Source organism: Streptomyces sp. NPDC023573 (assembly GCF_055559735.1).
In genome coordinates, this window is sequence record NZ_JBVHKB010000002.1 from 31,573 (window position 1) to 53,956 (window position 22,384).

The 22,384-nt window shown below is 71.8% G+C and carries 18 protein-coding genes; 9 read left to right on the top strand and 9 right to left on the bottom strand.

Features of this window, described 5'->3' with window-relative positions:
* Positions 1–19 precede the first annotated feature (19 nt).
* From ACZ32T_RS06585 to ACZ32T_RS06610, 6 genes are all read right to left on the bottom strand, one after another.
* Complete coding sequence (locus tag ACZ32T_RS06585; protein ID WP_467366287.1) at positions 20–2,593, bottom strand: SpoIIE family protein phosphatase; 2,574 nt, start codon at positions 2,591–2,593, stop codon at positions 20–22.
* Between the two features lie 193 nt (positions 2,594–2,786).
* Positions 2,787–3,224, bottom strand: coding sequence for an ATP-binding protein (locus ACZ32T_RS06590; RefSeq protein WP_467268013.1), 438 nt, complete (start codon positions 3,222–3,224; stop codon positions 2,787–2,789).
* 170 nt (positions 3,225–3,394) lie between these two features.
* Entirely contained in the window at positions 3,395–3,799 is a 405-nt protein-coding gene (locus ACZ32T_RS06595; RefSeq protein WP_467268015.1) for a (deoxy)nucleoside triphosphate pyrophosphohydrolase, read from the bottom strand.
* A gap of 83 nt (positions 3,800–3,882) precedes the next feature.
* Positions 3,883–4,065: a hypothetical protein gene (locus ACZ32T_RS06600; protein WP_033298025.1), complete on the bottom strand. Its 183-nt coding sequence runs from the start codon at positions 4,063–4,065 to the stop codon at positions 3,883–3,885.
* A gap of 215 nt (positions 4,066–4,280) precedes the next feature.
* A complete protein-coding gene (locus ACZ32T_RS06605) occupies positions 4,281–6,002 on the bottom strand; it encodes a purine-cytosine permease family protein (protein ID WP_467365707.1) in 1,722 nt (573 codons plus the stop codon).
* Between the two features lie 203 nt (positions 6,003–6,205).
* On the bottom strand, positions 6,206–6,958 hold the full coding sequence (locus tag ACZ32T_RS06610) for a GntR family transcriptional regulator (RefSeq protein WP_467268019.1): 753 nt from the start codon (positions 6,956–6,958) through the stop codon (positions 6,206–6,208).
* A gap of 236 nt (positions 6,959–7,194) precedes the next feature.
* On the opposite strand from ACZ32T_RS06610, the gene ACZ32T_RS06615 reads away from it, so the two are divergent.
* Positions 7,195–8,547, top strand: coding sequence for a glycoside hydrolase family 18 protein (locus ACZ32T_RS06615; RefSeq protein WP_467365708.1), 1,353 nt, complete (start codon positions 7,195–7,197; stop codon positions 8,545–8,547).
* 158 nt (positions 8,548–8,705) lie between these two features.
* On the opposite strand, the gene ACZ32T_RS06620 is transcribed toward ACZ32T_RS06615, so the two are convergent.
* On the bottom strand, positions 8,706–9,191 hold the full coding sequence (locus ACZ32T_RS06620; protein WP_467365710.1) for a cupin domain-containing protein: 486 nt from the start codon (positions 9,189–9,191) through the stop codon (positions 8,706–8,708).
* 90 nt (positions 9,192–9,281) lie between these two features.
* Between ACZ32T_RS06620 and ACZ32T_RS06625 the strand changes: the two genes are divergently transcribed.
* The 7 genes from ACZ32T_RS06625 (at position 9,282) to ACZ32T_RS06655 (ending at position 17,623) form a co-directional block, all read left to right on the top strand.
* Positions 9,282–11,867: a glycosyl hydrolase family 65 domain-containing protein gene (locus ACZ32T_RS06625; RefSeq protein WP_467365712.1), complete on the top strand. Its 2,586-nt coding sequence runs from the start codon at positions 9,282–9,284 to the stop codon at positions 11,865–11,867.
* 449 nt (positions 11,868–12,316) lie between these two features.
* On the top strand, positions 12,317–12,520 hold the full coding sequence (locus ACZ32T_RS06630) for a hypothetical protein (RefSeq protein ID WP_467268028.1): 204 nt from the start codon (positions 12,317–12,319) through the stop codon (positions 12,518–12,520).
* Between the two features lie 114 nt (positions 12,521–12,634).
* Positions 12,635–13,690: an RNA polymerase sigma factor gene (locus ACZ32T_RS06635; protein ID WP_467365714.1), complete on the top strand. Its 1,056-nt coding sequence runs from the start codon at positions 12,635–12,637 to the stop codon at positions 13,688–13,690.
* Between the two features lie 12 nt (positions 13,691–13,702).
* A complete protein-coding gene (locus ACZ32T_RS06640; RefSeq protein ID WP_467365716.1) occupies positions 13,703–15,580 on the top strand; it encodes an SMI1/KNR4 family protein in 1,878 nt (625 codons plus the stop codon).
* Between the two features lie 60 nt (positions 15,581–15,640).
* Complete coding sequence (locus tag ACZ32T_RS06645) at positions 15,641–16,117, top strand: BtrH N-terminal domain-containing protein (protein WP_467365718.1); 477 nt, start codon at positions 15,641–15,643, stop codon at positions 16,115–16,117.
* Positions 16,118–16,179: 62 nt separating this feature from the next.
* Positions 16,180–17,001, top strand: coding sequence for an alpha/beta fold hydrolase (locus ACZ32T_RS06650; protein ID WP_467268033.1), 822 nt, complete (start codon positions 16,180–16,182; stop codon positions 16,999–17,001).
* Between the two features lie 31 nt (positions 17,002–17,032).
* The gene (locus tag ACZ32T_RS06655; protein ID WP_467268035.1) at positions 17,033–17,623 is read left to right on the top strand and encodes a TetR/AcrR family transcriptional regulator; all 591 of its coding nucleotides are present in this window, start codon (positions 17,033–17,035) and stop codon (positions 17,621–17,623) included.
* A gap of 9 nt (positions 17,624–17,632) precedes the next feature.
* On the opposite strand, the gene ACZ32T_RS06660 is transcribed toward ACZ32T_RS06655, so the two are convergent.
* Positions 17,633–18,652: an SMP-30/gluconolactonase/LRE family protein gene (locus ACZ32T_RS06660; RefSeq protein ID WP_467268036.1), complete on the bottom strand. Its 1,020-nt coding sequence runs from the start codon at positions 18,650–18,652 to the stop codon at positions 17,633–17,635.
* A gap of 203 nt (positions 18,653–18,855) precedes the next feature.
* On the opposite strand from ACZ32T_RS06660, the gene ACZ32T_RS06665 reads away from it, so the two are divergent.
* Positions 18,856–20,706 carry a flavin-containing monooxygenase gene (locus tag ACZ32T_RS06665; RefSeq protein WP_467365720.1) on the top strand — a complete coding sequence of 617 codons (1,851 nt, stop codon included), beginning with the start codon at positions 18,856–18,858 and terminating at the stop codon, positions 20,704–20,706.
* Positions 20,707–20,769: 63 nt separating this feature from the next.
* Here ACZ32T_RS06665 and ACZ32T_RS06670 read toward each other — a convergent pair whose 3' ends face one another.
* Positions 20,770–22,281, bottom strand: a complete 1,512-nt coding sequence (locus ACZ32T_RS06670; RefSeq protein ID WP_467268040.1) for a cryptochrome/photolyase family protein — start codon at positions 22,279–22,281, stop codon at positions 20,770–20,772.
* Positions 22,282–22,384 lie beyond the last annotated feature (103 nt).

Here is a 22,384-nt window from a genome sequence, read left to right on the forward strand (position 1 = left end):
ATGGCCTCGCCGGGCCCCGTCAGTACATGCTCAGCAACTGCTCCACGGAGAGTTCGGCGGCGGGCTCTCCGTCGGGCAGCGCCAGCTCGAACCACACCGTCTTGCCGCGCGGGGTGCGCCGCGAGCCCCAGGCCGCGCTGAGCAGCCCGACCAGCTGCAGCCCGCGGCCGCCCTCGTCGGTGTCGCGGGCGCGCCTGCGCCGCGGCTGGACGAGGCCCGCGTCCCACACCTCGCAGACGAGCGTGCGGTCGCGGAGCAGTCGGAGCCGGATCTCGCCCTCGCCGTAGCGCAGGGCGTTGGTGACGAGTTCGCTGACGAGCAGTTCGGTGGTGTCCACGAGGTCGTCCAGGCCCCAGCTGGTGAGCTGGGTACGGGCCAGCTCACGGGCGCGGGCGACGGAGCGGAGCTCCCGCGGAAGCCGCCAGTCGCCCACCGCGTCCGGGGCGAGCCCCTGGATACGGGCCATCAGCAGGGCGATGTCGTCCTCGCCGTGCCGGGTGTCAAGGGTCGTCAGCACGTGGTCGCAGACGTCCTCGAGGGGCTGTGACGGTTCCGTGAGGGCATGCCGGAAGGCGTCGAGGCCTTCGTCGAGCGGATGGTCCCGCGACTCGACGAGTCCGTCGGTGTACAGGGCGAGGAGGGCGCCCTCCTTGAGCTCCACCTCGACCTCCTCGAAGGGTTCGCCGCCGACGCCGAGCGGCATGCCCGGGGGCACGTCGAGCATCAGGGCGGGCTCGCCCGGCTCGGCCACCACCGGAGGGAGGTGACCGGCGTTGGCGAAGGTGCACCGCCGGGTGACCGGGTCGTAGACCGCGTACACGCAGGTCGCCAAATAGACCTCGGAGAGGTCTGCCTCGCGTGACTTGTGGGCGGCCCGCGAGGGCCATTGGGCGCCGCCGCCCGCGCCGAAGCCTTCGCTCCGCTCGCCGCCCCCGGGGGTGCCCAGTCCCCGGGCGACCTCGTCCAGGGCGGAGAGGACCTCGGCGGGTTCCAGGTCCAGGAGTGCCAGTGTGCGTACGGCGGTGCGGAGTTCACCCATCGCGACGGCTGCCCGCAGTCCACGGCCCATCACGTCGCCGACGACCAGGGCCGTGCGGTGGCCGGGGAGCTCGATGACGTCGAACCAGTCGCCGCCGACCTCCGTGGCCGTGTTGCCCGGAAGATAGCGGCAGGCGATGTCCAGGCCCGCCGCCTCGGGGTCGCCCGGCGGGAGCAGGCTGCGCTGGAGGATGAGTGCCCGCTCGTGCTCCCGGCGGTAGAGGCGGGCGTTGTCGATACAGACGGCCGCGCGGGCGGCGAGCTCGGTGGCCAGCGCCCGGTCCCGCTCCCCGAAGGGCTCGCTGCCCTTGGTCCGGGAGAACTGGACGAGGCCCACGACGACGTCGTGCGCGACCATCGGCACGGCGAGGGTGGAGTGGACGAAGCCGCGTTCGTCGCCGGGCACGTCCTCCACGCGGCCGGTGCGCAGGGCGACGGCACAGGGGGAGTGGAACGGGTAGCGGTGGACCGCGCCGAGAGCGGGCTGCCCCGTGTCCCCGGCGGCCGCCACTCCACCGCCCACGCCGGAGAAGGCTCCGGGGAGGGCGTCGGAGACGGCGCTGGCATGGGCGACCCGGCGCAGCTCGGCGGAGCCGGTGCCGGACTCCTGGTGCCTGCCCCAGCTGGCGGGCGAGGCCTCCTCGCCGGTGAGCAGCCCCTGGTAGAGGTCGACGGAGGCGAGGTCGCAGAAGACGGGCACCGCGACGTCCAGCAGTTCCCGGGCGGTGGTCTCCAGGTCGAGGGAGTTGCCGATGCGGGCGCTGGCCTCGTTGAGCAGGGCGAGGTTGCGGCGGGCACTGGCGGCCTCGCGGGCGGCGATGTGCCGTTGCGTGACGTCGGTGGCGAGTCCGGCGACGCCCACGGGACGCCCGGCGCCGCTGTGCACCCGGTAGAGGTTCATGGACCAGTGGCGCCGGCCCGTGGTGCCGGGCGGGGTGCCGACGAGCTGGAGGTCGGTGACGGCGTCACCCGTCTCCAGGACCCGCTTGAGCGTGCCGGAGAGGCGCTCGGCCTCCGGGCGGGTCAGGTAGTCGTCCACCGTGCGGCCGCGGTGGTCGTCGGCCTCGCCGCCGAAGACGGTCGCGAACCGCTTGTTGGCGCGCACGACGGTGAAGTCCGTACCGAAGAGGACGAAACCGAAGGGAGATTGGCCGAATATCGCCTGCGAGGCAGCGAGGTCCGTCTCGATGCGCCGCAGCGCTCTGACGTCGACCACGATGCAGAGCGCGGCGCGCTCTCCGGCTCCCGTCTCGCTCGGCATGACATAGATCTCAGCAAGTCCGCCGACCCCGTTCTCGCCCGGGATCCGGAACGGGACGACGCCCGTCCACTCCTTGCCGTCCAGGATCTCGGCGACCCGCCTGTGGGCGCCCGGGCGCAGCTCGGCGGGCATGAACGCCTCGACCGGGTCCTTGCCCACCACCTCGTCGGAGGCCATGCCGAAGAGACCGGCGGCCCGCCGGCTCCACTGCTCGATCAGCCCGTCGGGCCCGATCGAGAACGATGCGACCCTGATGTAGTCATAGATCGAGCCGGGCGGGCTGCTCTGCCACATGACGTCGCCCGCCGTCCCAGGTATCTCGCTCACGCGACCGTCCCCTCCAGCTCACACACCGGACCGGTCCTGCCCGCAGTATTCAGCACTACGGCCCTCACCGGCACGGCGTTCACGATCACAGCACGGTCTCAGTCCCTTTCAGCCAGGTTCTGCCCGACCTCCGGTGATCGCTGTGCGTCCCCTACCTCTCCTAACCAGGCAGAGCGAGCTCGAACCACACGGTCTTGCCACTTCTGCCGCGCCGGGTCCCCCAGCGGCGCGCGGAACAAGCCACGAGCTGCAGTCCGCGACCGCTCTCGTCCTCGGGTCCGGCCGTGCGTTCGGTGGGCGGATCCGGAACCGGATCGGAGACTTCCACCAGCAGACCCCGCCCCTCGGCACCTGCGTCGGGCACCTCGCCGTCGGGATGCGGCCACCTCAGCCGGACGCCGATGGGGCCGGAGGCATAGCGCAGGGAATTGGTCACGAGTTCGCTGACGAGGAGCACGGCGACGTCCCCCACCGCCGCGTCGAACCCCCACTGGTGCAGTGCGTCACGGACCGCGTGCCTGGCGCTGCGCACGGAGCCCGGCACCGCCGGGAAGCTCCACTCGGCACAATCGCCTTCGATATCGGTCACGCCGATCACTTCCCAGAGCCGGCAGCGGGGACGCACCCTGTCAACAGGGCATAGTCGGCACATACCCGATATTCGGCGCGAACTATCGCAGACCCTGCCCTATGGGGCGTACGGGTGTACGCCCCCTGCCGGACGGCGGGCGGAAACGGGCGCCACCGCGGGGCGCGCGGCGGTGCTGCTCAGGCCCGCGCGGCGTCCCGCAGACGGCGTACGGCTTCGGCCACGGCGGGGCGGTCCTGGTCCAGCCAGTCGACGGTGTCCGTCTCCTCCGGCGCGAGCCAGCGCAGCTCGTCGTGGTCCTCCAGCGGCGCGGGCTCGCCCGACAGCAGCCGCACCGTCCACACCCGGAGCACCAGGCCCGGCTTCAGCGGCCACTCCCCCGGGATGCGCTCCAGTGGCTCCGACTCCACGCCGAGCTCCTCGCGGAGTTCCCGTACGAGCGCCTGCTCGCCGCTCTCCCCGGCTTCCAGCTTGCCGCCCGGCAGCTCCCAGCGCCCGGCCAGCTCCGGCGGGGCGCTGCGGCGGGCGGCCAGGAGCCGCCCGCCGTCGCAGACGGCCCCGGCCACCACCACGGAATCACTCATGTGCGGGAGCGTAACTCCCCCCGGTGAATCTCCCGTCGGCGCGCCGCTGTACGCCGCTGTGCGCTGCCGGTGCCGCCGATGCGCTAAGGGCGCGCGCTCCGGCTCGTTCGCTCCACCCAGTAGAGCTGCTTGTGTCCATGACGGTCCAGGCCGTCGGCGATCTTCTGAGCCTCGTCCTGCGTCGCATAACGCCCGACGCGGTATCTGTTGCCGTTGTCGTCCTGTCTGATCACCAGCCAGGGGAGCACGGCACCGCTGTCAGTCATGACTTCCCTCCCCTGCATCCCGCCCCTCTCCCCACCGGCGTGCACGTCTCTAAGGATCCCCAGGAAACCGCAGTACGCATATGCCCGAGCGTACGCCTGACCTTCACTCAGCGGATGCGTGTTTACACAAAGAGACACGCATCCGGCCATACCAAAGGGGGCGCACTCCTCGGAATGCGCCCCCCTTCCGGCCACGAGCCGGCACCTCTACGGCATCAGCCGGCGGGCGTCCGTACGACCGGCACCGGCATCAGTACCGGGCCCGCCGCGGGTTTCTTGCGGCAGACGTCTCCGCACTCCTCGTCCAGCGAGCAGCACAGGGAGCAGATCGGCCCCGACCGGACCGGGCAGTCGGCGATGTCCGGGAGCTCGTAGGCGGTTTCGCACACCGCGCAGGTGTGCGTGGCGGTGATGTCGGCGATGTCGACGTCCGGTCCGTTCACCGGGTTCGGCCGCGCCAGGTAGTACTTCCCCTTCGTCAGCCAGGCGATCAACGGGCAGAGGACCAGGGACAGTCCGGCCGCGATGAAGGTCGAGAAGGCCTCCGCGTATCTGCCGAAGAGGCCGAAGAAGGCGAGGATCGAGACGGTCGACGCGATCACCATGGCACCGAAGCCGGCCGGATTGACCGCGTGGAGATAGGCCCGCTTGAACTCGATGTAACGGGGGCTCAGCCCGATCCGTTTGTTGATCACCAGGTCGGCCGCGACGGCCACGATCCATGCGATGCCCACGTTGGAGTAGAAGCCCAGCAGCTTGTTGAGGGCCGCGAACATGTTCATCTCCATCAGCGTCAGCGCGATGGCGAGGTTGAGGAAGATGTACCAGACGCGGCCCGGATGCTTGTGCGTGATCCGGGAGAAGAAGTTCGACCAGGACAGCGAGCCGCTGTAGGCGTTGGTCACGTTGATCTTGATCTGGGAGACGATCACGAAGAGGGCGGCGGCCGGGAGCGCGAACGAGCCGAGCCACGGCTTCAGGGCCTCGATCTGCGGGGCGATCGGCTCCAGCGCGTGCGTCTTGCCGACCGCCTCCAGGGCGACGAAGGCGAGGAAGGCGCCCCCGATCTGCTTCGCGGCCCCGATGACGACCCAGCCGGGGCCTGCCGCGAGGACGGCGAGGTTCCACCGCCGCTTGTTGGCCTCGGTCCTGGCGGGCATGAAGCGCAGGTAGTCGGCCTGCTCACCGATCTGGGCGATGAGCGAGAGCGCCACGCCCGTGCCGAGGCCGAAGGCGATCCAGGAGAAGCCCGGCTCCGCCCCCTCCGTGCCCGTGAAGGAGCTGAACGCACCCCAGGAGGCGGGGGCTTCGACGGCGAGGACCACGAAGGGGAGCACCATCCCGATGATCCAGACCGGCTGGGTCCAGGCCTGCACCTTGGCCAGCGCCCCCATGCCCCGGAACACGATGGGGATGACGATCAGCGTGGTGATCAGATAGCCGGCCTCGACGGGAAGCCCGACGGCCTGGTGCATGGCCTGCGCCATGATCGAGCCTTCGAGCGCGAAGAAGATGAAGGTGAAGGACGCGTAGATCAGCGAGGTCAGCGTCGAGCCGAAGTAGCCGAAGCCCGCCCCGCGGGTCACCAGGTCCATGTCCAGGCCGTACTTCGCGCACGCCCGGGCGATCGGGATGCCGGTGAGGAAGATGATCGTCGCCGCGGCCAGGATCGAGGCGAGCCCGCTGGTGAAGCCGTACGTGAAGACGATCGACGCGCCGATCGCGAAGTCGGCCAGATAGGCGATGCCGCCCAGCGCCGTCCCCGCGACCGTCGAGGGCGACCAGCGCCGGAAGGAGTGCGGCGCGTAGCGGAGGGAGTAGTCCTCGCGGCTCTCGTCGGCCGCGAGCCTGGCATAGCTGCGCCGGGGCGGCCGGGGGTCTTCCCGCGGCTCCTGTCGCGGCGCCTCGCCCGCCGTGGGCGTTGCGGTGTCCGTCATCGGTGGCTTCCCGTTCGTCGGTCCGGTGTGCGGGTGACGAACGGGAAGTTAGGACTTGGACATGACAAGTGGGCACGGTGAACGGTTGCCCGCCGGTTACGTGCGGACCGGGTTCGTTGCGTCCGCGTCAACCGATGCGGACAGACCGTCGCTCCCAGCGGTCACCACGGCCGTCCCACCTGTCATCCCCCGTGCCCCGGCGGCTACTTGACCGGCAGATGGTAGGCAATCCTGTAGCGGTCGGCGGGAACGACCACATCGGCCGTCTCCACCGCCATCCCCGAGGCGTAGTACGTCCGCCCGATCACCATCACCACATGGCCCGGCACCCCGCCGAGCGCCAGGAGCTCCTCCGCCAGCCCCGGGCGCGCGCCGACCTCCTCCGCCACGTTGTCCACGACGACGTCGATCGCCGCCATGCGGTCGACGACACCGCAGCCGCCCAGCGGGCCCTCCTCCGGCAGCATCACCGGCGTACGCCCCGTGACGGCCAGGGGCTCCCAGGAGGTGGACAGCATCATCGGCTCGCCCGCCTCCCGGAAGACGTACCTCGTGCGCATCACACGGTCGCCCGGCTCGATCCCGAGCCGCTCGGCGATCTCGTCGCTCGCCCCCTCCTGCTCGCTGCGGGACTCCCACGTCCCCCGCGCCCCTTCCGCCGTCTGCTCCTGACGGAACGGACTGGCCCCCGCCCCCGTCCGGTAGCCGGAGCGGGCGATCCGGCGCGGGACCGGACGCGCGCGCACATAGGTGCCCGAGCCCGACCGCCCCTCGACGAGGCCCTCGGCCATCAGCACCTTGCGGGCCTCCAGCGCCACGGTGTCCGAGACGCCGTACTCCTCGCGGATGCGGGCCTGCGACGGCAGGCGGGTATGGGGCGGCAGCGCGCCGTTGACGATCTTCTCCCTGAGATCGCTCGCCACGCGCAGATAGGCGGGCTGCTCACCGAAAGGCACAGGCCACTCCCAACAGGTTGACAGACAGCAACAGCGTTGCAACCGTGGGTTGAGTACCGCAAGCACAGGCCAGGGTTTCACTCGAAGTGATGATTCCCCGCCCACCTGCGCATACCTGACCGAGGTAGTACGCCAGGTACGCCTCGACCCTTGACCCTTTTTGGTCCAGACCAATACCTTCCTGTGCACAGCACGGCTCCCGTCGCTTTCCCGGACCACGCACAGGAACGAGCCCCATGCGCCGAAGAACCCTGACCGGACTGACCACCGCCGCCGCCTGCGCCCTGAGCCTCCTGGCCGGCCTCGCCCCCGCCGCCACCGCCGACGGGCCCGGCCACGACCGGGGTGCGGGCCACCACGACCGCGCGTACCGCACCGTCGGCTACTTCACCCAGTGGGGCGTCTACGGACGCGACTTCCAGGTCAAGGACCTGGAGACCAGTGGCACCGCGGCCAAGCTCACCCACATCAACTACGCCTTCGGCAACGTCAGCGCCGAAGGCCGCTGCTTCACGGGCAACGTGCCCGGCGAGGCCGACGCCTGGGCGGACTACGCCCGTCCGCTGGACGCCGCCGGGTCCGTCGACGGCGTCGCCGACACCGACGCGCAGCCCCTCGCGGGCAACTTCAACCAGCTGCGCGAGCTCAAGGCCGCACACCCCGGCCTCAAGGTGATGATCTCCCTGGGCGGCTGGAGCTGGTCCACGCACTTCTCGGACGCGGCCCGCACCGCCGCGTCCCGCAAGGCGCTCGTCTCGTCCTGCATCGACCTCTACATCAAGGGCAACCTGCCCGTGGACGGCGCCCGCGGGGGCGAGGGGGCCGCGGCCGGTCTCTTCGACGGCATCGACCTCGACTGGGAGTGGCCCGGATCGGCCGGCGACACGGACACCGTGTACCGCCCGGAGGACAAGAAGAACTTCACCGCCCTGGTGCACGAGTTCCGGACACAGCTCGACGCCTACGCGAAGAACAGCCGGAGGGGGAAACCGAAGCACTACGAGCTGTCCGCCTTCGTCCCCACCGCTCCCGCCAAGATCGACGCGGGCTTCGACGTACCGCGCGTCATGCGGGACTTCGACTTCGTCAACCTCCAGGGATACGACTTCCACGTCTCGGGTGAGCCGGCGACCGCACAGCAGTCCGCCCTGTACGCCAAGGGCGACTTCAGCGTCGACCAGACGGTCCGCGACTGGGTCGAGCGCGGCGCCCCGGCCCGCAAGCTCGTGATGGGCATGCCGTTCTACGGTCAGGGGTGGACGGGCGTCGCCGGGGGTGGTGACGGTCTCGGGCAGCCCGCGAAGGCACCGGCGCCCGCCACGTACGCCGCAGGCTACGAGGACTACAAGGCTCTCAAGGAACTGGCCGGGTCCGGACAGTTCGAGGTGCACCGGGACACCCGCAACGGCCACGCCTGGCTGTTCGACGGCACCACTCTGTGGACGTACGACGATCCGCAGGTGCTGCGCGCCAAGACCTCGTACATCCGCGACCGGGGCCTCGGCGGCGCGATGTTCTGGTCGCTGGACGGCGACACGGACGACGGCGAACTGATGACCGCGGTCGACCGGGGGCTGCACCGCCGGTAGGGCGTTGCCGGGACCGCGCCGAGGGCGGCGGACGTGCCGCCCTCGGCGCTCGATCGCGTATCAGCGGCGGGTTCGGACCCCGGTCGGCGAGGCGGGGGCGGATCTCCACGGCGAGAGGGCGGCGGCCCGGCGGACGGGCCTCGCGCGGCAGGGGCCTGTCAGCCGCCCGTCCAGTAGGTGTCGTGCTTGACGAAGAACTCCGCCCGCTGCTTCTCGGGCCAGTCGGAGACCTTTCCGACCTTCTCGAAGTACTCCTCGCGGGGCGCTCCGGGCGTGAAGAGCAGCAGCATGGAAGCGGGCTCCTCGGAGTCGTTGCGGAAGGCGTGCAGGCCGCCCTGGGGCACGTACAGGAAGTCGCCCGGGGTGGCGTCCACCCATCGCTCGCCGTCGTAGATCCGCACCGTCCCGCCGAGGATGAAGAACGACTCGGAGATCGACCTGTGGAAGTGCTCGGCCGGGCCGCCCGCCTTGGGTCCCATGGTGATGCGGTACAGCCCGAACTCGCCGTGCGTCGACTCCGTCGTGGCCAGGTAGTGGGTGGATCCGCCGCCGCGTGTCAGCAGGTCCGGGGCGGTGCCGGCCGGACGGTACGTCGCGCTGATCTCTCCCGCGCCGTCCGTGTGGACGGGTTCCGGATAGGACATGCCGCTCTCCCTGCCTCCGGTCGTGGACCGGTCCGCTCGTCCCGCGCGCCGGTACCGCACCGGCGGCGTCGTCTTCCCTACCTTCGTGGGGTGAGCCTCAAGCGCATCTCTCTTCTCGCGCCGGTCGTCGCGGGCGCGTTGGTCCTCCCCCTGCCGCCGCTCTCGCACGCCGCCGGGCCCGCCCCGGATCCGGTGTGCGGCAGGACGGACGCGCGCCCCGGCCCCTCCTGGGCACCGGCCTCCACCACCTTCGGCGAGGCCGCGGGGTACGACCCCTACGTCGGCAACGGCTACCTGGGCCACCGCGTCCCCGCCACCGGCGCCGGATACGCCGCCACGGGCGAGAAGACGGGCTGGCCCCTCTACACCCCACGGTACGACGGAGCCTTCGTCTCCGGGCTCTACGCCCGCGACAAGGGCCTCGCCGAGGGCCGCGAGGTGCTCGCCGCGCTGCCGTCCTGGACCACGCTCGACGTGCGCGTCGGCTCCGAGACGTACGGCTCCGCCACCCCCGCGGGCCAGGTCTCCCACTACCGCCAGACCCTCCATCTGCGCTGCGGCGTCGTGGTCACCTCCCTGCGGTGGACCACGGCCGACGGCCGCGCGACCGACCTGACCTACGAGGTGCTGGCCGACCGCTCCGACGTGCACACCGGCGCCGTACGCCTGCGGATGACCCCGCGCTGGAGCGGCACGGCCACGGTGACGGGCCGGCTGGACGAGCGGGGGGCGCGCCGGGTCACGGTCGCCGAGGACGGCACGTTCCGCACGCTGGGCACGGGCACGTCGGGGGCGATCGTCCAACGGGGCTCCGACGGCGCCCGCACCGCACGGGTGAGGGCCGGGCACTCGTACACCTTCGAGAAGTACGTCGGGGTCGACACCTCCCTCACCTCCCGCACCCCCCTCGCCTCCGCCGGGGCGGCGGCGGACCGCGCGGCCCGCCGCGGCTGGTCCGGGGTCCTCGCCTCCAACGCGGCGGCCTGGCGCCGGGCCTGGGCCTTCGACGTCAGGACGCCGGGCAGCCCCGACCTGCAGGCCTGGCTGCGGGCCGCGCAGTACGGGCTCCTGGCCAACACCCGGCCCGGTTCCTCGGACAGCATCGCCCCGGCCGGGCTGACCAGCGACAACTACGCCGGCATGGTGTTCTGGGACGCCGAGACCTGGATGTACCCGGGGCTGCTCGCCACCCGCCCCGAGCTGGCCCGCTCCGTCGTCGAGTACCGCTACCGCACCCGGGACGCCGCCCGCGCCAACGCCGAGAAGCTGGGCCACGAAGGCCTGTTCTACCCCTGGACGAGTGCGAGCAAGGGCCGTCTGGACTCCGAGTGCCAGAGCTGGGACCCGCCGCACTGCCTCACCCAGAACCACCTCCAGGGCGACATCGCGCTCGCCGTCTGGCAGTACTACCTGGCCACCGGCGACCGCGCCTGGCTCGCCGGCCGGGGCTGGCCGCTGCTGAAGGGCATCGCCGACTTCTGGCAGTCGCGCGCCACGGCCAACACCGACGGCAGCTACTCGGTGAAGAACGTCGCCGGCCCCGACGAGTACAGCAACGGCGTCACGGACGGCGTCTTCACCAACGCGGTCGCCGCCACCGCCCTGCGCAACGCCACCCGCGCCGCCGAGCTCCTCGGCCACCCGGCGCCCGCCGGCTGGACCAGGGTCGCCGACGGACTGCGCATCCCCTACGACGCCGAGCGGAAGGTCTTCCTCCAGTACGCCGGCTACAACGGCTCGACCATCAAGCAGGCCGACACGGTGCTGCTGGTCTACCCGCTGGAGTGGCCGATGGCACAGGGCGCGGCAGCCGCGACGCTCGACTACTACGCGGCCCGCACCGACCCGGACGGCCCCGCGATGACCGACTCGGTGCACGCGATCGACGCCGCCGCGATCGGCGAGCCGGGCTGCGCCACGTACACGTACCTCCAGCGCGCCGTACGCCCGTTCGTCCGTGGCCCCTACGACCTCTTCTCCGAGGCGCGGGGCGAGAAGTCGGGGGCCCAGGACCCCCTCTCGGGTTTCCCCGCCGAGGACTTCATCACCGGCAAGGGCGGCTTCCTCCAGGTCTTCACGCACGGCCTGACCGGGCTCAGGCTCCGCGAGGACGGCGTACGCCTCGACCCGCTCCTGCCCCCGCAGCTCCGCGAGGGCGTGGAACTGACCGGGCTGCGCTACCGGGGCCGTACGTACGACATCGCCGTCGGCCCCCGGACGACCACGGTCCGGCTGACGGACGGCGAGCCCTTCACGGTCCACACGCCGGCCGGACCGCGCCGCCTCTCCGGCACCCTCACGCTCCCCACGCGCCGCCCCGACCTCGTCCCCACGTCCGACGCGGCCCGCTGCCGCCCGGCGACGGCCACGTCGGAGGCCCCCGGCCTCTACGCCGAGGCGGCGGTGGACGGCAGCCCGTCGACCGCCTGGTCGCCGGACGGCGCGACGGGCACGCTGACGGTGCCGCTGCGCCACGCGACCCGGCTCGCCTCGCTCACTCCTCGCTGGGCGGACATCGCACCGGCCTCCCACACCCTGGAGACCTCCCTGGACGGCCGCACCTGGCACCCGTACGAACCGGGCGCCATGGCCCGCCGGATCAGGCTCACGGTCCACTCGACGGACGCCGACAAACCGACGGCCGTAACGTCCCTGACCGCCCTCGAAGCCCCCTGAGGGTCCACCGGGAAGTTACGGACACCCCTACGGGGCATGCACGGCACCAATGCGTCCCCGGGCTCCCACCGATCCCCCGCAGACGGGTCCCTGCGGGGGATCTCCACATGGCGCGCGCAGGAAGCCGGCGGCTCCTCGCCGGAAGGCGTGACTGCCGCGTCTGGCGCGAAAAATGTCCCGTTGGGGGCGTATCAAGAATGTGGCTGACGGAAAGTCCGTCGATCGGCCGAGTGAAGAAACCGTACCGGTCCGTGAACCGATGTGACCGTCACGGCGTTTCGATGCCGAAAAGGCAGCTCAAGGGGTCACAGGACGGTGGCCCCGCGACGCGCTCGCGTGCTTTCATCCTCCACACCACGGAAGCGCCACGACCGTGCAATCGGCCTAGGGCCGGCATTCCTGACGGAGTCGGCCCGGCCATTCGGCATTACGTGAAAGGAATTCACCTCATGAGCTCCGCCCCCCAGATACAGACCCAGGAAATCTCCGACGCGGACCTGGACGCCGTGTCCGGTGGCGTCATTGCCGGTCTGGCCGGCGAGGTCGCCCTCGAGACGCCGCTCTCGTCGCTCTCCGCCGGATTCTCGGGCGCACTCAGCGCCGGCGGACCGGGTGTCGCCGGGCTCGGCTCCGCCGCCACGCTGTCGGCCTGAGCCGTCGCCGAGCCCGTATGCCCCGATGCCGGACAGGCCGCGGGGCATAGGGGCCGCGGGGCCGCGATCGACGCACATCGGGCTCCGAACCCACGGACCGGAGAGCTTTCGCACGTGAAGGACCGTCGACGCACGGATCGTCGTCCGCCCGGCCCGGGCAATCGGTGGGAGCTCGTCTGGAGCCACCGGGACGAGCTGCTGGCCATCGCGCTCCGCCGTTCGTCGAGCGCGGAGGAGGCCGAGGACGCCGTCCAGGAAGCCATGCTCCGCGCGGTGGAGGACCCGGGTGTCGCGTACGGCCGGGTGGGCCCGTGGCTCAGGCGCGCGACCGTACGCGTGTGTGCCGAACGGCACCGCCAGGTCGCCCGCGACTCGGAGGCGGGCAAGAGCCCCTTCGCCGCTCCGGCCGAGCCCCGGCCGGTCGAGGAAGCGGCGTGCGACCGGGCGGAGGCCCGGTGGGTGGCCGCCCGCAGCGCGGAGCTGCTGCCCGCCCGGCAGGCCGAGGCGCTGAGGCTCCGGTCCCAGGGCCTCGAGGTCGGGCAGGTGGCCCTGGCCTTGGGGCTGAGTGATCGAGGGGCCGAGTCGCTGCTCGCCAGAGCCAGACGGTCGCTGCGTAGCCTCCTCGCCGGGAGTGTCACCCTGGTCCTGACCGTCTGGACGTCCGTGCGCAGGTTCCCGCGCACGGGCGTCACGCAGTCGGCGGTGGCGGCATCGGCGGCGGTGACAGCCGCCACGGTGGGGCTGTCCCTGCCTGCCGCACCTCCCGACAGGCCGGACACCCCGCCTGCGAGGGCAGGCTCCGGTGCGCTGCGGCCCGCCCCGGACACGGAGTTACCCGCTTCTCGCCCGGCTCCGGCACGTCCGCGCACTCGTCCGCCTCTTCCCTCGCAACCCGCCGTGGAAACGGGCCGGGACACGCCGCGCCCCGAGTCGGGCCACTCGTCGGCGCCGTACCAGCCGCAGGTCGCGGCAACGGTGAAGATACGGATGGACCCCGTCGGTCCGGTGACGGAACTGCCGCCTGTGACCCCGCGCGCGTCCCTCCCGTCCCTTCCCGTGGACGTGCCCGGCCTCTCTTCCACGAAGCCGCCCTCGGTGCCGTCCGGCGCCGCCACCGACCGGTCGACCGGGGTTTTTCCTCTGCGGGACGGGATTGTCAGAGCCCGGTGACACCATCCGGTCATGAACAGTGAGTCTTTCGACTGGCACGCGTTTCTCGGGCGTTGGCAGGAGGAGTGGGTCCCCCGCGAGGACGAGGAGGAGGACGAGGACGGACAGACCCTCGTCAGCCAGGGCAGACCCGGGGCCGGCGAGGCCGCGATCGCCGCGGCCGAGAAGCGGCTGGGGCGGCGGCTGCCGCCCTCGTACCGGGAGTTCCTGGCCGTGAGCGACGGTTGGCACGTGGACCAGGTGGCCGGGGTCTATCAGCTCGGCGGCGTCGCGGACATCGACTGGTTCCAGGATCAGTTCGGCATGTCCCCGATGTACGAGGAGAATCTGGGCGACAACCCGCGCGAGGAGGAGGTCCTGCTGGCCGGGATGTGGCGCCGTGCGCTGCGCCTGGAGACGGACTCCGACATGTCGTACGCCCTGCTCGACCCGGGCGACACCGACCAGGACGGCGAGTGGGCGCTCTACCTGTACAAGGGCTGGGGCGGTGAATACCCGGACCGCTACCCGTCGTTCCGCGCGTACATGGAGGCCATGTACCGAGGTTTCCACGGCACCCGTGCGGGGATGCCCGACTTCGTCAACGCGACCACCCGTGCCCAGGACGCCCACGTCGAGGAGGCCCGTCTGCTGGCCCTGCGCGGACGCCACGAGGAGGCCGTGCCCCTGCTGGAGGAGGCCCTGTCCTTCGGACGGCCACGGAGCGCCGTCCTGCTGTACCAGCTCCGGCAGCTGCTGGCACCGCGCGCTCCCCAGGATTACGGCTACCTGGGGGCCGACCCCCTTTATCTGGCCGAGATCCTGCCCGTGCAGGCCATGGAACCGGCACGCGGCGCATGGCGGCTGGGCGGGGACGACCACTGGCTCGGGATGATGGCCGCCCGCGGAGTCGCCCGGGAGACCGCCGAGGCCGTACTGGGCGCGGTGCGGGACGGCACCCATCGCTACGCGCCTCCCGGCCCGTGGGGCAGGGCCGTCGCCGAGGCCCGGGAACCGGCCCGCTGGGGGGCGACCGACGCCGCGTGGCAGGTGCTGCGGGAGGCGCTCCCGCTGTGGGATGCTCCCGGGCCCTCGCTGATCGCGCCGGTCGGCCTGCTCGCCGATCCGGTCCTGGGCCCGCTGATCACCCCGGAGCGGGGGCGGGAGATCCTCGCGACCCCACGGGCCGGCGAGACGGGCCCCGCTCCCGAGCCCGTACCCGATCTCGACCCGCCGGGCCTCGCCTGGCTCACGGAGCCCGTTTCGAACCGGCTGCCGTTCGACGGGTACCGCTGTGTCTGGGTCGAGGGGGCCGACCCCGGCCGCCTGCCCGCCCTGCTCGGCGAGGAAGGCGCCGGACTGGACGCGCCCGCGGATCAGCGTCTGGCGTACCGGCGTAAGCCGGAGCAGCGGGAGCCGTGGGAGGACCGGTCCGTGGTCGCGGTCGGCCGCTCGACCGACGCGTGGAGCTTCGCCTTCGACGGCCACCCCAACCACCTGAACGACCGCTTCGTGTCCCCCGCTCCGGCCGCCTCCGCGGCCGGCCGCGCGGTGGTGGTGTGGCGCGACGCGGCGCGCTCGCACCCGGAGGGCCACCCCACCCCGTTCCACCTGTCGGTGGCCGAACAGGGCGAGGAAATCTACGCGTTCACCGTGCGGGGTACGGAGATCCAGCGCTCCGGCGCGATACCCGAGGCGCTGGACCCCGTCCGGCTGTTCCGTCCGGAGGACACCGAAGCGGAGAACGAACTGCGGGTGCTGGAGGCCCTGCACACCGAACTCGGCCTCTCTCTCCCCCGCTTCGCGCTGACCCGCGGCCGTCTCCGTACGTTCACCACCCGGTCCTGGACGCGGGCGCCGCGCGAGGGCGAGTCGTTCACGTACCTCCGCTTCGTGCGTCACCGTTCCTGAACGGCGCACGTCAGTCACGCAGCCGCGTCGGTGTCCGTCGTGGGAGGAAGAATGAGCGGCATGAGCGTGGTGGAAGGCATTGACGCCCGCGGCATGCAGCACTGCGAGACGACGGCGCTGGGTGTGCTGCTGCGGCACGAGGGAGTCGACCTGTCCGAGCCCATGCTGTTCGGGCTCGGCTCCGGGCTGTCCGCCGAGCAGGTACCCCAGTGGCTGCGGCGCAGCGGCGGTCCGGAGGTGGACCTGCCCCGGGCGGCTCTCCTCATGGAGAGGGCGGGCACCGGCGGCGCCCTGTTCCGCAATCTCTACCGGGACTTCCTCGCCGAGAGCGCCCAGCTGATCGACAGCGGCCATCTGCGCACCGGCCTGGGCCTGTACGCCGAGGCGGCGACACTCTGGACACAGGTGGCCGCGCTCGTCGCGGCGGCCGGCGAAGCCGGTGACGCGACCCGTCTCGCGGAGGCCGGCGAGGTCCTCCACGAGTTGTCGCGCGTCGAGCACGACGCGATGAAGGCACTCAGCATGCTCCAGGCGTGACCAGCTCCGCTGTCGGGGAAAATCAGCCTCCCCGGAAAGCGGTGGCGACTACAGTGCCCCGCATGGTCAGGACTGTGGTCAACGGCGTGTCCCTCCACTACGACGATCAGGGGCCGTCGGACGGCCTACCCGTGGTGCTCGTGCACGGCCATCCGTTCGACCGCACTCTGTGGGCGCCCCAGGTCACGGCCCTCACGGCCGCCGGGTACCGCGTCGTGACACCGGACCTCCGCGGCTACGGCGGCAGTGAGGTCGTGCCGGGCACGTGTCTGCTCTCCGACTTCGCCGACGACATCGCCGGGCTCCTGGACACGCTCGGCCTGGAGTCCGTCGTCATCGGCGGGGTCTCCATGGGCGGACAGATCACCATGGAGTTCCAGCGGACCCGTCCGGAACGGGTGCGTGGAATCGTCCTCTCCGACACCTCCCCGGTCGCCGAGACCGAGGAGGGCAAGGCCTTCCGCATCGCCCTGGCCGACCGGCTCCTGGCGGAAGGCATGGGGCCTTACGCGGACGAGGTGATCGACAGGATGATCGCCCCGTACAACGTCACGGCCCTCCCGGACGTCGCCGCGCACGTCCTGGCCATGATGCGCGCCACCGCCCCGGAAGGGGCCGCCGCCGCACTGCGCGGACGGGCCGAACGGCCCGACTACCGCGACACCCTCGCAGCGGCCTCGGTACCCGTCCTCATTCTGGTGGGTGCCGACGACGCGTACACCCCGGTGAGCGAGGCCCAGGCGATGCACCGCCTGATCCCGTCCGCCGATCTGGTCGTCGTCGAGCAGGCCGGACACCTCCCGGGCGCCGAGCAGCCCACGGCCTTCAACGACGCGCTCCTGGCCTTCCTGGGCACCCGCGTGGCCGCCGGACGGGACACGTAGGCCCGCAGCGCCCGGTTGGTACCCTTTCGGGATGAGCCAGCCCCTTGTGCCGGACGTGAGACGGCCCGCGAACGGCGGTCCGAAGGCCGCCGCCCGCAACCGTGCCGCGCTGATCGTGGCTGCCCGGGAGATCTACGCGGCGGAGGGACTGGACGCCCCGCTCTCCGCGATCGCCCGGCGGGCAGGGGTCGGGCAGGGCGTTCTGTACCGGCACTTCCCCGACCGGGACGCGGTGGCGACCGCGGTCCTGGAGGAGAACGTGCGGCAGATCGAGGAGGCCGCCGCGGCCGATGACACGCTGTTCGCCGATGTCCTCGGCGTACTGACCTGGCACCTGACGGAGTCGGCGGCCTTCCTCGGCCTGTTGCACGTGCGCGGGTCCGTCGCCCGCTCCGGAGCGCTCGCACACGCGCTGTCCCTCTCGGACCGGGTCGAGCGTGCCCTGCGCGAGCGTCTGCCGGACGGGCACCGGCTGAGCGCGCGGAACGACCTCATGCTCGCCGTCGCCATGGTCTCCGGCGCCGCCGGCGGGCCCACACGTGAGGCGCGGGAGCGCCGGGCGGCTGCGGCCTGGGCGCTGCTCGGCGTCGAGGTGGGTCCGGTACGGCCCTTCGGCGTCTGAGGCGGGGCGTCAGCCGCCGTTGGACTGCCGTACGCCCTCCGCCAGGGCGTCGAAGGTGTACAGGTAGCCGCCGGCGGGTCCGCTGACGGTCATGTACGCCTTCGTCCCGCCGGGGGTGATCGCCACGTTCGTCGCCGACTCGAGCCCCCGGGCTCCGGCCGGGAGCTCGATCGTGGCGAGGCGCTCGCCGTGCTTGTCGAACACGGCCATGGCGGCCCGGCCGTGCAGCGCCTGGTAGAGGTTGCCGTCCGCGTCCACGGCGATCGAGTCGGTCTGGGCGATCCCGGCGTCCACGCGGATGGCGGTGTGCCGGGAGGCGAGCTGCCCCTCCCCGTCGAGACGGAGGTAGGAGATCCGGTTCTCCGTGAGCTCGCTGATCCACAGGCCCCGGTAGTCCGCGTCGAACGAGATCCCGTTCACCGAGGCCAGCCCTCCGGCCAGGACGGTGGCCTTCGCTCCGTCGCGACCGATGCGCACCACCCGGGCCTGTGCGTCCCCGGCGGACAGGCTGCGTGAATCGCTGACGTACAGATTGCCCTCCTCGTCGAACGCGATGTCGTCGGGGTTCATCCGCGCGCCGTCCACCTCGCCGGAGAAGAAGGTCCGCGGGTCACCGCCGCCCGGGGCCAGGCTGACGATCTCGCCGTGTGCGTAGTCGGTGAGGTAGAGCCGTCCGTCGTACGGACTGAACTGCGCGGAGGTGTAGGCCCCCCGGCCGTCCGTGTGGAAGGCACGCGACTTCTTCTTCCGCACGTCGACACGCATGACCTTGGGCTCCCCCTCGGGCGCCGTGACGTCGACGACCAGCAGGTCGCCGTTCTCGTCGAAGACCGGGCCCTCCAGCAGGGTCATCCCGGTCTCTTCGTGCACCTTCGTCAACTGCATGACCTGGTGGGCGCGGATGGTCCTGTCCGCGCCGGCGGGGGCTTCGCGGCCGGCGGAAGCACTCGTCTGCGTACCGCATCCGGTGAGGGCGAGGGCGCCGACGGTGGCGAGTACGGCAAGGGACCGGACCGGAGTTCGTCGCATGGGGGGAATCACTCTTCCTGTCTGGAGGGGGCGGAGCGCCGCCGGCCGGGAGGCCGACGGGACCGGGGTGGGGTGCCAGGACGCCCCGTACGGGTGTTTCCGGCCACCCGCACAGAGAACCGGACATCGTTGTCCGGTCATTGCTACGGTAGCTGATGGCCGTTCAGCCGAGGACGGCTGACCGATTGGAGTGAGACCCCCACATGACCACCACTCAAGCGCCGGCCCCCGACGAACTCGCCGCACTGAGGCAGCGCTACGACCTGGAACGCGAGCGGCGCGTACGACCCGACGGAGCGCGCCAGTACCTCGGCACGGAGGCTGAGTTCGGCTACTACGCCGCCGATCCGTACGCGGGGGAACCGGCCCGGCGCGAGGCGCTGCACGACACCGTCGACGTCGCCGTGATCGGCGGCGGGTTCGGCGGGATCCTCGCCGGGGCGCGGATGCGGCAGCAGGGGGTGGAGCGGGTCCGGATCGTCGAGGCGGGCGGTGACTTCGGGGGCACCTGGTACTGGAACCGCTACCCGGGCATCCACTGCGACATCGAGTCGCACGTCTATCTGCCGATGCTCGACGAGACCGGTTACGTGCCGGAGTGGAAGTACTCCCCCGGCGAGGAGATCCGCCGCCACGCCATGCGCGTCGCCCAGACGTACGACCTCTATCCGGACGCCCTGTTCTCCACCACGGTCACCTCGCTCACCTGGGACGCGGCGTCCGAGACGTGGATCGTGGCCACCGACCGCGGCGACGCGTTCCACGCCACGTACGTCGTCACCGCCACCGGCACGCTGTCCGAGCCGAAACTGCCCGGCATACCGGGGATCGAGACCTTCCGGGGCCACACGTTCCACACGTCGCGCTGGGACTACGCCTACACCGGCGGCACCCCGGACGGCGGCCTGACCGGCCTCGCCGGCAAGCGCGTGGGCATCGTCGGCACCGGTGCCACCGGCGTCCAGGTCATTCCGATGCTGGCCGAGGACGCCCAGCACGTCTACGTCTTCCAGCGCACCCCCTCCAGCGTGGACGTGCGCGCCAACCGCCGTACCACCGGTGAGGACGTGGGCGCCGACCGCGACGGCTGGGCCCGGGAGCGCCGTGAGAACTTCCTGCGCATCGTCTCCGGCGAGGCGGCCGACCGGGACCTCGTCGCCGACGGCTGGACCGCCTCGGCCGGACTTCTGGAGAAGCTCCTGCCGAGCTTCAGCCGCAAGGGCGACGTGGCGGCCTTCGAGGCCGCGTACGAGGTGGCCGACGCCGCGAAGATGAACGAACTGCGCACCCGTGTCGAGCAGGCCGTCACCGATCCCGGTACGGCGGAGAAGCTCAAGCCCTGGTACCGGTACGCCTGCAAGCGCCCCACCTTCTCCGACACGTACTACGCGGCGTTCAACCGCGACAACGTCACCCTGGTCGACACCGCTGACACCCATGGCATCGAGCGCGTCGCCGAGGACGGTGTGGTCGTCGGCAGCGACACGTACGAACTCGACTGCCTGATCTTCGCCACGGGATTCTCCGTGGGTGTCTCCGGCATCCACTCGGGCAAGCTCCCCGTCCACGGCCGGGACGGCACGCAACTGCTGCGCGCGATGGCGCAGGAGGGCCCGCGCACGCTGCACGGCTTCACCAGCAACAACTTCCCGAACCTGATCCGTATGGGGTCCCTGCACAACGCCAGCAGCGTCAACTTCACGCACGTCCTGGACGAGCAGGCCGTCCACGCCGCCGCGCTCGTCGCGGCGGCCGAGGCCGGGGACGCCCTCCTGGAACCCTCACGCGCCTCCGAGGACGCCTGGACCGCCGTCATGGCCAAGGACGCGCCCGACCACGAGTGGTTCCACGCCGGGTGCACCCCCGGCTACTACAACCGCGAGGGCCTCGGCCGGCCGAACTCCGCGAGCGCCTACCCCCACGGCGCCGCCGCCTTCCACGAACTGCTGAAGGAGTGGCGCCAGAAGTCCGTCGACGAGGTGCTGCGCCCCCGGACCGCTCCCCGGCCGCAGCCCCACGCCGGGGGCCTCGTCCCCGAGACGAGCGGCAGCTGACGGAACGAAGCCGGCCGCCGGCGCGGGAGACCGGCCCCGCCCCGGCCGCCGGGGGAGGCGTACTCAGTGCCGGCGGTCGCGCTCCTGGTCCAGCAGGGCATCGAGATCGCGGAGCCGGTCCAGCCCCCGCACCGCCTGGGTCATCCGCGCGTTGTGCTCGAACCGGTCGCGGTGGCGGTGCAGGAGATTCCAGTACCCGGCGGTGAAGGGGCAGGCGTCCTCGCCCACCCGTACGGACGGCTTGTACCGGCAGGGACCGCAGAAGTCGCTCATGCGGTCGATGTAGGCGCCTCCGGACGTGTAGGGCTTGGTGGTCATGCGGCCCCCGTCCGCGTACTGCGACATGCCCACCACGTTGGGGACCATGACCCAGTCGTAGCCGTCGACGAAGCTGCGGTGGAACCAGTCGGTGACAGCGCCGGGCTCCCACCCCCGTTGCAGGGCGAAGCTGCCCAGAATCATGAGGCGTGGGATGTGGTGCGTCCAGCCGGTCGTCCTGACCTGCTCAAGGACGTGGGTGAGGCAATTGGCCTCCGTGCCGTCCGGGGACAGCTCGGTGAACCAGTCCGGCAGCGGCTCGTGATGGCGGAGCGTGTTGCTCGCGCGGTACCGCTCACCGAAGTACCAGTAGACGTGCCAGACGAACTCGCGCCATCCGGCGATCTGTCTCACGAAGCCCTCGGCGCTGTTGAGCGGCACACCACCGGACCGCCACCGCGCCTCCGCCCGTTCGACGCATTCCGCGGGTTCCAGCAGACCGAGGTTGAGCGACGAGGAGAGCAGGCTGTGGCTCATCGTCGCGTCCCCGGTGAGGACCGCGTCCTCGTATGCCCCGAACGTGGCGAGCCGGTGCTCGACGAAGCGGCGCAGTGCGGCCAGCGCCTCCCGGCGAGTGGCCGGGAACCTGCGGGGTGCGTCCTCCCCGACGAACTCGACGTCCCCGTCACGCGACCAGCGGTCGAGGTCGGACCGCACCTCGGCGTCGATGCCGCTCTCCCGGGGACGGTAGGCGGCCGGCACGCCCAGGTCGCCGGCGCCGCGCGGCGGAGGCTGCCGGTTGTCGTGGTCCAGGTTCCACCGGCCGCCGACAGGGCGGTCGCCCTCCATCAGCAGGTCGTGCGTGCTGCGGACCCACCGGTAGAAGTCCTCCTGGCGGAGGTGTCTCCCGCCGTGGCCGTCCGCCCAGCCCTTGAACGCGTCGTGCGTCACGAGGAAGCCGCGCGCCGGCAGAACGCTCACGGAGGGGAGCGAGCACACGAAGGCGTGGGCCGCGTGGGACGTCGGATGGTGCACGGTCACCGGGCTGTCCCCCACTGACTCGCGCAGGCCCTGACGGTAGGTATCCGCCTTGACGTACCGCACACGGTCACCGAGCTCGGCGGCCCGGTGGCGCATCGCGGACAGAATCAGGTGGGCCTTCGCGCGGTGGAACCGGCGCCGCCGGAAGACGCTGCGGGCCTCGATCATGAGCAGCGGCGCGTTACGGGCCGGGCCCCCCCGCGCCGGATCCACGAAATGGGGACCCAGCTGGTCGCCGAACAGCCAGTGGGTGGCGCCGGACTCTTCCTCAGCCATGACCATTCCGAGCGCTCCCTCGACGAACCGGCGCCCGGCCGGCGCGGCGCTTGCCGCACCGATCAAAACGTACGAGGGTGCGGGCAGTGCCCGGCACACGCCG

Bases quoted from the DNA above. Each gene is read 5' to 3' on its own strand.
- ACZ32T_RS06585 (WP_467366287.1), bottom strand. From the start codon at position 2,593: ATGTGGCAGAGCAGCCCGCCCGGCTCGATCTATGACTACATCAGGGTC.
- ACZ32T_RS06595 (WP_467268015.1), bottom strand. From the start codon at position 3,799: ATGAGTGATTCCGTGGTGGTGGCCGGGGCCGTCTGCGACGGCGGGCGG.
- ACZ32T_RS06600 (WP_033298025.1), bottom strand. From the start codon at position 4,065: ATGACTGACAGCGGTGCCGTGCTCCCCTGGCTGGTGATCAGACAGGAC.
- ACZ32T_RS06605 (WP_467365707.1), bottom strand. From the start codon at position 6,002: ATGACGGACACCGCAACGCCCACGGCGGGCGAGGCGCCGCGACAGGAG.
- ACZ32T_RS06615 (WP_467365708.1), top strand. From the start codon at position 7,195: ATGCGCCGAAGAACCCTGACCGGACTGACCACCGCCGCCGCCTGCGCC.
- ACZ32T_RS06620 (WP_467365710.1), bottom strand. From the start codon at position 9,191: ATGTCCTATCCGGAACCCGTCCACACGGACGGCGCGGGAGAGATCAGC.
- ACZ32T_RS06630 (WP_467268028.1), top strand. From the start codon at position 12,317: ATGAGCTCCGCCCCCCAGATACAGACCCAGGAAATCTCCGACGCGGAC.
- ACZ32T_RS06640 (WP_467365716.1), top strand. From the start codon at position 13,703: ATGAACAGTGAGTCTTTCGACTGGCACGCGTTTCTCGGGCGTTGGCAG.
- ACZ32T_RS06645 (WP_467365718.1), top strand. From the start codon at position 15,641: ATGAGCGTGGTGGAAGGCATTGACGCCCGCGGCATGCAGCACTGCGAG.
- ACZ32T_RS06650 (WP_467268033.1), top strand. From the start codon at position 16,180: ATGGTCAGGACTGTGGTCAACGGCGTGTCCCTCCACTACGACGATCAG.
- ACZ32T_RS06655 (WP_467268035.1), top strand. From the start codon at position 17,033: ATGAGCCAGCCCCTTGTGCCGGACGTGAGACGGCCCGCGAACGGCGGT.
- ACZ32T_RS06660 (WP_467268036.1), bottom strand. From the start codon at position 18,652: ATGCGACGAACTCCGGTCCGGTCCCTTGCCGTACTCGCCACCGTCGGC.
- ACZ32T_RS06665 (WP_467365720.1), top strand. From the start codon at position 18,856: ATGACCACCACTCAAGCGCCGGCCCCCGACGAACTCGCCGCACTGAGG.
- ACZ32T_RS06670 (WP_467268040.1), bottom strand. From the start codon at position 22,281: ATGGCTGAGGAAGAGTCCGGCGCCACCCACTGGCTGTTCGGCGACCAG.